9 protein-coding genes are annotated in these 12,957 nt (G+C 49.5%); 4 read left to right on the forward strand and 5 right to left on the reverse strand.

Annotated features, from left to right (window positions below):
* Positions 1 to 28: 28 nt before the first annotated feature.
* On the reverse strand, positions 29 to 697 hold the full coding sequence (gene queE, locus L4D19_RS24920; protein ID WP_428454686.1) for a 7-carboxy-7-deazaguanine synthase QueE: 669 nt from the start codon (positions 695 to 697) through the stop codon (positions 29 to 31).
* A gap of 395 nt (positions 698 to 1,092) precedes the next feature.
* Between queE and mlc the strand changes: the two genes are divergently transcribed.
* The gene (gene mlc / locus L4D19_RS24925; protein ID WP_160648252.1) at positions 1,093 to 2,307 is read left to right on the forward strand and encodes a sugar metabolism global transcriptional regulator Mlc; all 1,215 of its coding nucleotides are present in this window, start codon (positions 1,093 to 1,095) and stop codon (positions 2,305 to 2,307) included.
* Between the two features lie 73 nt (positions 2,308 to 2,380).
* Here mlc and L4D19_RS24930 read toward each other — a convergent pair whose 3' ends face one another.
* A complete protein-coding gene (locus L4D19_RS24930) occupies positions 2,381 to 4,384 on the reverse strand; it encodes a methyl-accepting chemotaxis protein (RefSeq protein ID WP_428454687.1) in 2,004 nt (667 codons plus the stop codon).
* Between the two features lie 587 nt (positions 4,385 to 4,971).
* Between L4D19_RS24930 and L4D19_RS24935 the strand changes: the two genes are divergently transcribed.
* From L4D19_RS24935 to L4D19_RS24945, 3 genes are all read left to right on the forward strand, one after another.
* The gene (locus L4D19_RS24935) at positions 4,972 to 5,259 is read left to right on the forward strand and encodes a hypothetical protein (protein ID WP_428454688.1); all 288 of its coding nucleotides are present in this window, start codon (positions 4,972 to 4,974) and stop codon (positions 5,257 to 5,259) included.
* Positions 5,260 to 5,450: 191 nt separating this feature from the next.
* Positions 5,451 to 6,905 (forward strand): AGE family epimerase/isomerase, encoded by a 1,455-nt coding sequence (locus L4D19_RS24940; RefSeq protein WP_428454746.1) that lies wholly within the window; start codon positions 5,451 to 5,453, stop codon positions 6,903 to 6,905.
* Positions 6,906 to 7,439: 534 nt separating this feature from the next.
* Positions 7,440 to 9,353: a pyridoxal phosphate-dependent decarboxylase family protein gene (locus tag L4D19_RS24945; protein WP_428454689.1), complete on the forward strand. Its 1,914-nt coding sequence runs from the start codon at positions 7,440 to 7,442 to the stop codon at positions 9,351 to 9,353.
* A 122-nt stretch (positions 9,354 to 9,475) separates the two neighbouring features.
* On the opposite strand, the gene L4D19_RS24950 is transcribed toward L4D19_RS24945, so the two are convergent.
* From L4D19_RS24950 to L4D19_RS24960, 3 genes are all read right to left on the reverse strand, one after another.
* Positions 9,476 to 10,378, reverse strand: coding sequence for a LysR family transcriptional regulator (locus tag L4D19_RS24950; protein WP_428454690.1), 903 nt, complete (start codon positions 10,376 to 10,378; stop codon positions 9,476 to 9,478).
* Positions 10,379 to 10,742: 364 nt separating this feature from the next.
* Complete coding sequence (locus L4D19_RS24955; protein ID WP_428454691.1) at positions 10,743 to 11,525, reverse strand: LutC/YkgG family protein; 783 nt, start codon at positions 11,523 to 11,525, stop codon at positions 10,743 to 10,745.
* Between the two features lie 11 nt (positions 11,526 to 11,536).
* A complete protein-coding gene (locus L4D19_RS24960; protein WP_428454692.1) occupies positions 11,537 to 12,949 on the reverse strand; it encodes a LutB/LldF family L-lactate oxidation iron-sulfur protein in 1,413 nt (470 codons plus the stop codon).
* Positions 12,950 to 12,957: the final 8 nt, after the last annotated feature.

Below are 12,957 nucleotides of genomic sequence, written 5' to 3' on the forward strand. Positions count from 1 at the left end.
TCACCGAACTGGAAAGGATTTGTCCGGGTTAGGCAATGGCAAGATATTTATGGGTTTGAATCGACAGCCGCCAGTTGCGTTTCACACAGGTCTCGATACAAAGCTCTGTGGCTCTTGGTTTCTGGCTAATTGGTTGTAGGGCAATGCTGACATCGGGCTTTAGTGCGATGCCGTCGATTAGGCTGTCGAGTTGTTCAATATCTTTTGCTGTACCTACCGGGTGCTTGATCTCGTCTGCTCGCTCTAGTGCAGAAGGTAGAACTGCCAGCTTGGCTTTCATATTGATCTTGGGTGATACGGTTACCCAAGTATTGGCTGTTGCCTTGATTTCCGATGTCCCACTGGTTTCGATTTGACAGCGGAAGCCTGCGTTTTCCAGTGATTGGGTAAGAGGAATCAAGTCATAGATGCAAGGTTCACCACCAGTAATAACGACGTGTTTGGCGGTATAGCCCTGATCTTTTAGCAAGGCAACTACGCCGTCTGCGTCAAGGTTTGTCCAAAGCGGTGAATCGGCAGTCTTTGCCATGATGTCTTCCAGCGGGGCAAAATCTTGTGGTTCGGCCGTCCAGGTTTGTTTGGTGTCACACCAAGCGCAGCCGACAGGGCAAACCTGCAGACGGACAAAGATGGCTGGGACGCCGGTGAATACACCTTCACCTTGAATGGTTTCAAAGACTTCGTTAATTTTGTACACCGCTAACCTCGTGGCGAGTTGAACATCGTATATTGCAAAAACTGTCTGCAAAAATAGCAGCAGAGTATTATGTCAAAACTCGTGGCGGATGTCTTTAGTCAATAGTGGCACCTGCAATTTAAGCCATATTTACTGGTTGGGTGTGCGAAAATAGCATGAGTATATGAGATTGGAATGCAATAATTTGCATTGGGTATATCTTAAATTTTACTTGTAAAAAAACTATCGAAAAAAGATGCCTGATAATGATTTGACAGCACAAAAAATGGGTATAGTTGCGTATTAGTCGTGATGGGTATCACGTCTTAGGAAGATTCGACTTCACAATTAGTTTGCAAAGTAAAAAAATTAATCCACTAACGTTTATTTTCACTTTTAATGTCGGGAGTATTGGCATGTATGTCGCTCAGCCTGGTCATATTGACCATATTAAAAGAAATAATGCCGGCAGCGTCTACAAGCTTATTGACCAGTACGGCCCTATTTCTCGTATCGAACTATCCAAACGCAGTCAGCTTGCGCCTGCCAGTATCACCAAGATCACCCGAGAGTTGATTGAAGCTCACCTGGTCAAGGAGACCCAGTATCAGGAATCGACCAGTCGGGGCCGACCCGCGATAGGGCTGCTTCCGGCAAACGAAGGATGGCAGTTTATGTCGATCCGTCTCGGACGCGGCTATCTGACCATTGCCTTGCACGAGCTTGGCGGTGATATTTTGGTGGAAGAGCGACAGGATATCGAAGTATTGCAGCAAGATGCTGTCCTCAAGAAGCTCCTTGATGAAATAAATACCTTTTTTGCCAACCACGTCGGCGAATTAGACCGGATCACGGCCATTGCCGTATCACTACCGGGACTGGTCAACGCAGAGAAGGGCGTTATTCTGCAGATGCCGCACTACGATGTGCATAACCTTGAACTTGGCCCCGCCATCCATGAGGCAACCGGACTACCGGTATTTATCGGCAATGACACGCGTGCCTGGGCGCTGGCTGAAAAGCTATTCGGTAACTCGCGTGATGTCGCCAATTCCATTCTGATTTCGGTACATCATGGCGTCGGTGCGGGCATAGTGTTGGACAACATCGTGCTTCAGGGGCGTATCGGAAATATCGGTGAACTGGGGCATATTCAAATCAAGCCTTATGGTAAACGTTGTTTTTGCGGCAACCACGGCTGCCTGGAAACAGTTGCGAGCGTAAAAGCCATTATCGAACAGGTCGAGCAAGGTTTGCGTGAAGGACATCCGTCTTCACTTCACGGCAAAGTACTGACCATCGAAAAGATTTGTGATGCGGCCGTTGAAGGCGATACGTTGGCAAGACTGGTGATTGTCGAGCTGGGTCATAACCTTGGGCAGGCTATTGCTATCATGGTGAACCTGTTTAATCCTGAGAAAATTCTGATTGGCGGTGAATTTAACCGCGCCAAGAGTGTACTTTACCCAGCCATCATGGAGTGTGTGCGCACTCAGTCGCTACCCGTCTATAACCAGGATCTGAAGATTGAACAAAGCTGTTTTTATACCCAGGCAACGATGCCGGGTGCCGCCTTGGTAAAGCAGGCGATGTATGACGGTCACTTGCTCATGAAGTTGATAGAGGGTTAGGCGGGACACTCTATCTGTCAGGCCGCCGGTGATGGCCGCCTGACAGTATGAGCTTCAATTTCCCCTAATTGAATCAGTTGAGCTTGAACTGACTGACCAGTACATTTAACTGCTTGTTGGCATCCGATAAAGAATGGGTTGAACGGGTGGTCTGTTGGGCATTGGCCGTCAGCATCTCGATGATGTTTTGGATCTGAGCCATATTCTGATTAATTTCTTCTGTTACCGCGTGCTGCTCTTTTGCCGTCGCGGCAATTTGCGTACTCGAATGACTGATTGTGTTCACGGCGCCAACCATTTCATCTAAGCCGCCATTTACGCGCTGCGTATCATCGACCACGACCGAACAGCGAGCCTTGGTGTTGTCCATTGCCGTAACGACGCTGTTAACTCCTGTTTGCAGGCGGTTCAGCATCTCGTTGATTTCAGATGTGCTGCTTTGGGTACGAGCCGCTAGTGCACGGACCTCGTCAGCGACGACAGCAAAGCCCCGGCCTTGCTCTCCGGCACGCGCCGCTTCGATGGCCGCATTGAGAGCCAGCAGGTTTGTTTGTTCGGCGATGCCTTGAATGACGTTGAGCACCGAGCTGATATTCTGTGTTTCATTGCTCATCTCCGTGACATTGGTTGAGGCCGTCTCAACTTGTTCCATCAGCAAGGAGACACTGTCGCTGGCCTGATTAATGGTCAGCTTTGACTGATCGGCGGCACTGGTTGTTTCGTGTGTGACCGTTTCGGTCTCGATGGCATTACGCGCCATTGTTTCGGCTGTTGCTGCCATTTCATTGATCGCGGTGATGATCTGTACGGTCTCTCCGGCATGTTGGTCGACAATACCTTGGTTGGTGCGACTTTGGTTTTCGACATTATGGATGATGTCCGAGATCTGGTGGCTGGCGTCAGATACCGAGCCCATCATATTGCGCAGATAAAGGATGAAATGGTTAACGGAGAGAGCGATATCACCGACTTCATCGTATTTGTTGATAGTGATCTCGGCGGTTAGATCGGCCTCGCCCGACGACAATGACTCGATATTATTTCGCAGGGCCGCAAGGCGCCGGGTTAGGCGAGAGAAGGCAATAAAGCAAAATACGATAATAGTGGCAGCAATCGGGAGCTGGATAGACGCTAGAGTGGCGAGAATAGAATCGGTGGTTACTTCGAGCAACGCTGTTTCAGTGCTGAAGGCGACTATCCATGGGGTTCCGGCAATTTTGTTCATGAACAGAGTATGTGCGATACCCTTGTCATCGTAGCTAAGCTGTAGCGGGACGCCTTCCCTTACTTCGGCGAGATGTCTGTTTATGTTGGCCGCAAAAGGGGATTGCTGAGTGACCGATGAAAGGTTCTCGAGCACCAGCGAGTGATTGATGTTCCGTGTGTTGTTGAGGATCTTTCCGTCGGCTTCGACAATAAGAATATCCCCGTTTAGGGCTTGTTCGTTCTTGGCGGCCAGTTCATTGAAAAAGCCCAGAGTCAGATCAATGGTTGCCACGCCGTAACGCTGGTTGTCTTTGAAGATTGACATTGCGCAGTTGGTTCTGGCTTCAGGGCTGGCTGAATCTTTGTAGGCCGGTGCCCATGCGCAAAGCCCGGCTGGTGCAGCCAGGCCATTTTTGTACCAAACTTGTTCGTAGTAGTTGAGTGAGTCTTTCGAGTTCCAATAAGTATTGACGATTAATTTGTTGCTGGCGTCGCGGTGGAAGAAGGTACTGAATTTCTCAATTCCTTGTTGCCTTTGATCGGGAAGTGGCCAGATACCACCGCCAAAGACTTTGCTGTTGCCGTATTGATCGACCAGGCCCGGTAAAATCTGATCGATCTGCTCGCTTGAGACTAGCGGGATGGTTTGGGTGATGGCGCGCTGCTGTGACTGAACTTGTTCCAGCTCCATTGATATTTCATCATTTAGCGCCTGAAGTACGCCTTTGATAATCGTCTCTTCGTTTTCGACTAACTTGGGGGATACCCAGTAGGTAATACCCAGTGTGGTCACCAGCCCCACAATAAACATAAAGCCTGTAAAATACAGTGGGTAGCTGTATCTAATCGATTTCATTTTCCCTAATGCCATGTTGCTCCCTCTTTTTATCGCGCTGATCTGTAGTGAATATCTTTGTTGTTATGTAGATGGTTATGAAATTAAGCAGAATGAATGCCAGCCATACTGCTCGGTATTGTTGTTATCGATTACATTTGTGGTTCGAGTTCGAGCTAATTACGATCGAATTCGAACCATGCTAAACAAAAATGCTGTGACTGTATGTGATCTAAGCTTGACTAGTCTGCATGGAATTATGTTGATGCTAACTACCTAGCTAGACAGTATTGGTTGTGACCTATTGAAAAATAAAGGATGAAGGATTGGTGTAGGAAGGTGGTAACTAGAATAAGTAAGATTTACACTGATTGCTCGAACGAAGGTGTTAGGTGTTAGGTGCTAGGTGCTAGAGATGCGCTCAATGAGGGTCTGGAGACGGTACAAAGTCGATTCGATACTGGTTGGGGCGAATACTCAGAAATCGGTGCTATTTGGGATAAACAATGGGCCGCTGGGCTTATTTTTTTGATCATAGCAATGAACACTAAATTCAGGGCTTGTCCGGTCACTCACGATGTGCCGATATAGATATTCATCCAGTTAATATGAATAGGGGATACATGGCCAAATATCAATTTTTTGTTCTGCCAAATACCGACCGTCGTCAGTTTACTTTCCTGGACTCGGCTTCAGAGACTTTTCTTCGGGAGAAGGAGCAGCTAATTGCACAAGGTTTTGAAGTCGAAGATGATCTTATCTATGCCGGCAATGAAAAAGAGGCCGTTGAAAAGTTTAAATCCAATTATATTACAGCGCTCGAAGATTATAACGCCTCCCATCCGGAAACGGCGCTGGCATCGACGGTCATTGAACTGTTCCGCTCAGCAATGAAGAGAATTAAGAAGTAACAGCCACGATGATTTAATCAAAGACCTTATAGCTGTGAGCTTGAAGACAGTTTGTGCAGGCCCTTGTCATTATATTATCTATTGATTTTATTAGATAAATATAAAGGATTATCATGAACGCTTGGGTACAGGCTCCTATCCGGGGGCTATTGTTTATTCTGAGTGCCTTCTGGTTGTTTCAAGTACCGGTGATGGCACAAAGTGTGTCAGAAAAAAGCTTGTCGGGAGTGAGCCCGTCAGAGAGTTTGCCGTTACCGACCGGTGAGCGATGGCTTGAACATGTTGAGAACGGTTTACGTCCGTTTTGGATGATGGATACCGCCAAAGGCACCCCGATCGGAAATTTTCCGACTTTCCGCTGTGATAACGGTGCGTTGCTTAATACAGATGCTCCCTGTAATGAGCTCAATCAGGATTGGATCCGTAGTCATTTTTCTCGCGACTATACCCGGATGAAGTCACGGCAAATCTACGCCTATGGTGTGCTTTACCATTTGACCGGTGACGTTGAAGCCCTGAAGCTGGCCAAGGCAGGCGTTGATTATTTGCTGGAAACGCTCAGGGATCAGCGCAATGGCGGTATGATCAGCTTTCGCGAAAACGGTAAGCCCGGCCTGAACTGGCAGCAGCGGACCTCTCAGGATCAGGCCTATGCTATCGTGGGGCTGGCTTTCTATTATTACCTCACCCGTGACCCTGTGGTCGAGCAGGCCTTGATCGAGCAACAGCAGTTTATATTTAGTCAGTATCGCGATAAGGCGACCAACCAGTTGTTCTGGGTTATCGAAGACGGAGACGATCAATACCGCAAGCAGCAGGAGCTCGTAGCCCAGCTGGATCAAATCAATGCTTACCTACTACTGGTCACACCGTTGTTGCCGGAGCCTGCCCGCCAGAAATGGCGTCAGGATTTGTATTGGCTAACCGAGCAGATGCTGGCGCAATACCATTCCGAAGATGAGCTGCGCTTTTATGGTGCTATTCACCATAAGGCGGTGAAAATGGTGACTGCCCGACACAATGATTACGGCCACACCATCAAGGCGTATTGGATGACTTACCTGGTTGGCCGCTATCTGCAGCAACCTGACTGGGAGCTGTTGGGGCGCAAAGGGATGGCACTGACGTTACAGCGTGCGGCATATGGGATGACTCCGCCTCAGATGAAGCCATATTTGTCTGAAAAACTATATAGCCAGTGGCAGACGTTGCCGGAAATTCTGACCTGGCGAAGCGGCCAGTATAACTGGTATATCTCTTCCTGGCAGTGGGCAGAGTTGGATCAGGCCGCGGTGACACTCAACATGCTCGAGCCGGGCAGCACCAGCCAGCAGCTCAACTTTACCCTCAACACCTATTTTGATGCTTGGGTTGACCACCAATATGGCGGAGTAGGGGCACCTAAGCAATTCCACTGGGGCAATGGTTATCATCAGTTTGAGCATGCCTTGGTTGGCTATCTTGGCGCCCAGGCAGCTTATGAAAAGCCAGCTCGGTTGTATTATGCCTTGTCGCCTAAATATGAAGGGGCACTGCAGCCTTACTACTATAAAGCTGATATTGTTCAGGTTAGCCAGGGTAAGACGTTAGCTGGCTTCGAGGGCTTACAAAAAGTGACAGTAGACTTTGAGCATATTCGTCCTTAGTGCTATCAGACATTAATCAGGCGCTGACAAGCCAGAAGATGACAAAGCCAGACGAAGAAATTGCTTTAAGATGTGTCAGTAAGATGTCTTAATAGTAAAAAATCCGGCCTATAAGCCCAAAGGCCGGATTTAATATTTGAGTTTTGAGTTGTTTTTAGTGATAAAGCCCACAACTTGGTCACCCAGATTTACAAAATGCCTATTTACCTTTCTTGTTGCATATATAAGTCTCGATCATTGCGGTAGAATCGCTGCCAATTCCGAGTTAAGAAGTCTTCGAATTAGTAACGCCTTAGATTAGTTATGCTACCTGCTATTTCGAGGTGGCAGATTTGGCGTTGAGTCATGGTCGTGGTGATGAACTGCTGTTGATTGCTATTACATTAATCTTCGAAAAACGATCAGACCTTGTGATTTGGCGGAGGGAATAAGTCTCTGCCTGAATTTGGATTGTAGTGTGGAAACGAGGACCAACAGATGCATGGTCACGGACCATTTCATTGGTTTTCCAAACGATTACAGTATGGGTTTATTATGAACAAAGATGTAAATGTCGATGCCCTTTTCCTGGGGCCTAAATCTGAGAACCGGGTTTTCTATAAAGAGATGATGGAATATGCCATAACAGAGCATATGCATTGGCGCTCTGGCTTCCACCCGGAAGATTCGGCTCTGGTGACTCCGCATTGCCAGTATCAACCAGATTTCCGCGATACCTTATACCGTACAGAGGATATCTTACGCGACTTGTCTTCCCGCCTTAAAACAAAGTCCGTTCCATGGTTTTCACCACGCTACCTAGGTCACATGAATGCCGATACGCTCATGGTGTCGCATCTGGCCTACGTGATGACGATGATGTACAACCAAAATAACTGTGCGGTTGAAGCCTCGCCTGTAACGACGGATCTGGAGCTTGAGGCTGGTCGTGACCTTTGCCAGATGTTTGGTTATGACGTCGGCAAGTCGTGGGGGCATATTACCTCGGGTGGCACGGTGGCCAACTACGAGGGGATATGGGTTGCCAGAAACCTGAAATCAATGCCGCTGGCGATGGCTCATCATGATGGCGCAAAAGATTTGGTCGCAGGTGTAACAGAACAGCAATTGCTGAACATGAAGACTTCAGATGTGCTGGATTTGACTGATGAGCTGAAGAAACGTGGCATCTTCGAGCAGGTTAGAGAGCTGTCCGCACGAGGTGTCGGCGTTGAGCCGGGCAAGCTGGGCAAGTTCCTGGTGCCGCGATCGAAGCATTACTCTTGGATGAAGGCCATGGATATTCTGGGTCTGGGCCAGGAGCATATTGTCCCGCTGGATGTGGATAGCAACTACCGTACTGACGTGAAGAAAATGCGTGAAATAACCTTCCGTCTCATGGAAGAAGGTACGCCAATTCTGGGTATGGTATCGGTGGTGGGGACAACCGAAGAAGGTTCCGTGGATGCCGTTCATGAAGTTGTGAAACTGCGCCAGGAATGCGAGGAGAGATACGGCAGCTCGTTCTATATTCATGTCGATGCTGCCTACGGTGGCTATGTCCGCTCTATGTTCCTGGATGAAGAGTCTCAGTTCATGGACTATGACGCTCTGGTTGATAGCTATCGCAGTAAGGAAATCATCCCTGAGGGCGTTGTCTGGCCTAAGCGTGATGTGTATGAGGCGTTTCAGGCGATGTCAGAAGCCGACTCTATCACTGTCGATCCGCACAAGGTGGGGTATATCCCATACTCTGCCGGGGCGATTGCGATGAAAGATAGCCGCATTGTTGATCTTATCTCCTATCATGCAGCCTATGTATTTGAAGAGTCCGATGAGCAGGATGCCGGTGACAAGCCGGTGATGCTGGGCTCTTCGATTATGGAAGGCTCCAAAGCCGGCTCAACAGCTGCGGCAGTATGGGCTGCCCACCGCCTGGTGCCGTTAAATATCAGTGGCTACGGTCATGTGATTGGTCGCGGTATTGTAACGGCAGACTGGTTTACCAATAAGCTGGCTACAGCTGAGCCGTTTGTTGTTCAGGGGCGCAGTTTTGAAGTCCGACCGCTGATGCATCCGGATTTTCATATGGTCAACTTTACGTTTAAAGAGTTGGGCAATGACAGTCTGGCTGATCACAATAGCCTGAACCAGCGTGTTTATGAGCGCTGCTCTTATGCGTCGGGTCGTGCCTACAGTAAAGATTTCCTCACCTCATCAACATCCCTGACGGTGGATGAGTATGGCGATACGCCGAGCATCTATGTGCGAGAGCGTGGATTTGATGTGCAAGAGTGGGAGACCGAAGGTTCGGTGTATATTCTGCGTTCTGCGGTAATGACAACCTTCCTGCGTGACGAAGTCCGCTTCAGTCAGTACTGGAATAACCTGCGTGACATCTTTACCCAGATCCTGACGGAAATTGTTGATGAGGAGAATAAAAAATCCTTGTCGCATTCAGCAGCGTAACTCTCGGTTCATAATCCCGAGAGATAACATCTGCTGAGGTTAGAGACTTGAAATGGCGAGCTTTATAGGCTCGCCTTTTTTTGCTTAAGGTTTTGTTGAATCGCTCATTGAGAAGGACCTGATTAGAAACGGTCCTTGATTTCCAGATAGCGCTCGCGGATATGTTCGATCAGTGCCTGAATACGTTTAGCCGGTTTGCGGGTGTACGGATAGACCGCATAGATCCCGACGACCTTCCCGGCATGCTCCGGCAACACTTCAACTAAGGTACCCTGCTGAAGGTCGTCATAAATTAGACAGGTAGGCAGGTAGGACAGGCCGTTGCCGGCAAGGGTTGATTTACGCAGTGCTGCGGCATTGTCTGATGAGAAGTTGCCGGCGACTTTTAGCGTATAGAGTTCGCCGTTACGGATAAACTGCCAGTCGAACGGGCCGGTGCTCTGCTGGTTGTAGCCTAGGCAGTTGTGGTGCTGGAGGGCCTTGGGTGTCATTGGCATACCGTATTGCTCGATGTATTTCGGTGAGGCGCAGATGACCCAGCGCGAGTTGAAAATATGGCGGGCGATCAGGCTGGAGTCTTCGAGGTAGCCGGTACGGATCACCAGATCGACGTTCTCGGACAAGAGGTCAACGAAATGGTTGTCCAGCGACATATCGACAGTCATGCCGGGGTGCTTCTGGCAAAAATCCGACACCGCCTCAGCCAGCAATAGTTCGCCGGAAATGGTCGGGACTGACATCCGGATATGGCCGGAAAGTGTTTCGCTAAAACCGGTCACGGCATCGAATGCCGAATGAGCGATCTGGCGGATATCCTTGGAGCGATGATATAAGACTTCACCAGGTTCGGTCAGGGTCAGTTTTCGGGTTGTCCGGTAGATAAGCTGGACACCAAGCTCGGATTCAAGCTTGCTGATCCGCTTGCTGACAACGGACTTTGTGATTGTATTTAGCTCGGCTACTTTGCTGAACGAGCCATGTTCTATCACCTGGGTAAATAAGACGAGATCATCAATTTGGGGCATGGAAACGGTTACTCCTCGAAACTGACAGCATTATACCCAAGCTACCTTAAGATGCTCGTTTCAGCGAGAATTACTTAGCCACTAGGCTAGGCAGCGATTAGAAGATCTAGTGGCTCTAAATTAATAATCGGTAACAACGCATAGTGGCTAAGTAAACTCGCCCTTTGGGAGTGAGCCAGCGAACTCATTTCTGTGTCAAATAACGTTGAAAGGAAATAGCCATTCCTACCGTCATTTTCCTTGAACTGAACACGCTGGCTCACTCTGAATCCTGCATCTTGAGGCAGCTTGGGTATGTACAAAAGATGCGACCATACGGTCGCATCTTTTGCAGGGAGGGCGGTGTCAGGAAACGAAGACCAGGCTACATGTCATCGATGATGATATAGGTGGCGTAGACTGGGCCGTGAACTCCGACTACCTTGATAAGTTCAATGTCGGCGGTTGAACTTGGGCCCGAGATGAAGTTAACACAAGACGGGATCCGCTCGCCGTTCTTGGCTTTTTCATGCAAGGCAGCTGTTGCTTGGGTCAGACGCGGGATCAGCGCGCTCTTCGGTACCACAAAGACCGAGGCTTCCGGTAACAAGCTGACTGCACGGCCTTGTGCCGGATTGCTATAGAGCACCATAGTGCCGGACTCAGCCAGAGCCTGCTCGGCAAATACCACCCCGACCTGCGCACGTTCGGAAATCGTAATATTCGGCTCGTAGCCTGCTGACTGATCCCAGACATGGACGGTGTGCTGCTCGTCGGCCAGATCAGACGGATCAACCAGAGCCAGTAGCCTTTTATCCGCCGACAGTATGGTTTCACTGTCCCGGCGTTCGGTATTCTCTTCTTCGTTGTTGACGTAATGCAGACAGGCTGATTTAAGCGTCGCAGCCAGTTCGGCCTTGGTCGTTTCAATCGCACGGGCACCAAGTGCTGTTTCGGTATAGTGGATCAGCGCCGCTTTGAGCTCGTCCTGACTCTTATCGGCCATCACATCATGATGACAGCGGTATTTTAGTGCAGGGCGCTCGACGGGCGTTATTTTGCGCTCGCGGCCCAGCTTTTCGGCGATATTGTCAAGAAAGCTGTCGCGGTTATAGATGCGCTGTTCGCTCTGGTGAACCGTTGTTTTTTCTGAGTCGTTGTTAGCCATAATTCCCACCTTTATCCCTTGTTACGTTTTTTGAACCAACTGCGGAAGGATTCGCCATCTGGCTCTGGTAAGTCGCGTGATTCGGTCCACGCACTGACACCGACATTGACCGGAAGCTTGCCGTCTCGGATCAGGCCGCTGGCCACTGTTGCCCCCACTTTTACGGTATTGCCCCATAGCAGAGGGCGGGCGTTGATGAAGTTAAAGGCACCGACAGTGGCGCGTTCCAGCAGTGGTGTCTGTTTGCTTTCCGCCATTTTCTGGCGATGCTTGAGCAGCAAATCCGAAAGCGGAATCTTCACCGGGCATACATCGTGACAGGCGCGGCACAAGCTACAGGCGTATGGCAGATCCTTAAAGTCGTCATAGCCGCCAAGCAGTGGCGAGAGCACGGCTCCGATAGGACCCGAGTAGATAGAACCGTACGACTGACCACCGATATGGCGATAGGCCGGACAGGTGTTAACACAGGCAGCACAGCGAACGCAGCGCAGGATGTCCTTGAACTCTGAGCCAAGAATATCGGAGCGGCCGTTATCGATAATCACCAGGTGGAACTCTTCTGGACCGTCGCAGTGCTCGTCCTCGCGTGGGCCCGTCAGGGCCGTCACGTAGCCGGTCAATGGGAGACCAACGGCGCTTCGACATAGCAGGCTGACAACAATATCCAGTTCTTCAAAGGTCGGAACAATGCGCTCCATGCCCATCACGGCAATGTGCGTCTTTGGCAGGCTGGTGGCCAGACGGGCGTTACCTTCGTTGGTAACTAGCGATACCGTGCCGGATTCTGCGACGGCGAAGTTACAGCCGGTAATGCCGATATCTGCTTCCAGGAAATCATGGCGAATATAGTCGCGCACATAGCGGGTCAGCTCTTCCGGATCATCAGAGCCCTGATAGTCAATTTTCTCTTTGAATACATCACGGATCTGCATCCGGTTCTTATGCAGAGCAGGTACTACGATATGAGACGGTGGATCGCAGTCATCGACCTGAAGGATATACTCACCGAGGTCAGTTTCAACGACTTCGCATTCATTGCGTTCGATGATTTTGTTTAGGCCAATCTCTTCCGTCACCATGGATTTTGATTTGACGACTTTCTTGGCATTTTTCTCCTGGACAATGTTTTCGACATAGGCAGTAGCTTCTTCGGCCGTACGGGCGAAGAATACATGGCCGCCGTTTTTCTGCACATTGTCACTGAGCTGCTGGAGATAATAATCTAGGTTTTCCAGAACGTGGTTGCGGATATCCATGCCCATCTCGCGCCACTCTTCCCAGTTGCCGAGCTTCTCGGCGGCAATAGCACGGTTGGTAAACATGCGTTCCTGGGCATTGGCCACAGATTTGCGCATGAAGTCGTCTTGCATCTGGACGTCAATACGGTCTTTAAATTTGATATTGCTGGTTTTCATTGACATAACAACGT

It is taken from the genome of Photobacterium kasasachensis (assembly GCF_050336885.1).
Lineage (GTDB): Bacteria > Pseudomonadota > Gammaproteobacteria > Enterobacterales > Vibrionaceae > Photobacterium > Photobacterium kasasachensis.

What these genes read in the sequence shown, in the direction of transcription:
- mlc (WP_160648252.1), top strand. Translation starts at nt 1,093, where the DNA reads ATGTATGTCGCTCAGCCTGGTCATATTGACCATATTAAAAGAAATAAT.
- L4D19_RS24930 (WP_428454687.1), bottom strand. Translation starts at nt 4,384, where the DNA reads ATGGCATTAGGGAAAATGAAATCGATTAGATACAGCTACCCACTGTAT.
- L4D19_RS24935 (WP_428454688.1), top strand. Translation starts at nt 4,972, where the DNA reads ATGGCCAAATATCAATTTTTTGTTCTGCCAAATACCGACCGTCGTCAG.
- L4D19_RS24940 (WP_428454746.1), top strand. Translation starts at nt 5,451, where the DNA reads ATGGCACAAAGTGTGTCAGAAAAAAGCTTGTCGGGAGTGAGCCCGTCA.
- L4D19_RS24945 (WP_428454689.1), top strand. Translation starts at nt 7,440, where the DNA reads ATGAACAAAGATGTAAATGTCGATGCCCTTTTCCTGGGGCCTAAATCT.
- L4D19_RS24950 (WP_428454690.1), bottom strand. Translation starts at nt 10,378, where the DNA reads ATGCCCCAAATTGATGATCTCGTCTTATTTACCCAGGTGATAGAACAT.
- L4D19_RS24955 (WP_428454691.1), bottom strand. Translation starts at nt 11,525, where the DNA reads ATGGCTAACAACGACTCAGAAAAAACAACGGTTCACCAGAGCGAACAG.
- L4D19_RS24960 (WP_428454692.1), bottom strand. Translation starts at nt 12,949, where the DNA reads ATGTCAATGAAAACCAGCAATATCAAATTTAAAGACCGTATTGACGTC.